Annotated in this window: 2 tRNA genes; both read left to right on the top strand. The window is 45.2% G+C overall.

Annotation, left to right across the window (positions count from 1 at the left end):
- Positions 1 to 41: 41 nt before the first annotated feature.
- Positions 42 to 118: transfer RNA gene (locus H4J61_RS17765), tRNA-Ile, on the top strand.
- 35 nt (positions 119 to 153) lie between these two features.
- Positions 154 to 229 (top strand) — tRNA-Ala (locus H4J61_RS17760).
- Positions 230 to 365 lie beyond the last annotated feature (136 nt).

The following is a 365-nucleotide window of genomic DNA, read 5'->3' as shown; positions in this document are numbered from 1 at the left end:
CAAACACGCTAGCTTCGGACGTAAAATCTTGAAAGAGAGATAGGTCTGTAGCTCAGCTGGTTAGAGCGCACCCCTGATAAGGGTGAGGTCGGCAGTTCAAGTCTGCCCAGACCTACCAATTTACGTTCTAGCTTAAAGTGTGTTTCCCATTGCGGGGCTATAGCTCAGCTGGGAGAGCGCCTGCCTTGCACGCAGGAGGTCAGCAGTTCGATCCTGCTTAGCTCCACCACTTCTTCACAAAAGAAAGAGACCAAACTTAAACTATCAAAAGTTGATAAGTTAAGTTTGGTTTTTTAAACCAAGTCCTCACCGAATGCGTGTGAAAGACTAATTCTTTAACAATCTGGAAAGCTGATATAAATACC

The sequence above is a fragment of the Colwellia sp. MB3u-4 genome (assembly GCF_014077065.1).
GTDB lineage: Bacteria > Pseudomonadota > Gammaproteobacteria > Enterobacterales > Alteromonadaceae > Cognaticolwellia.
The sequence above is the reverse complement of the archived record's forward strand: the minus strand, read 5'-3'. Positions and strand labels throughout refer to the sequence as shown.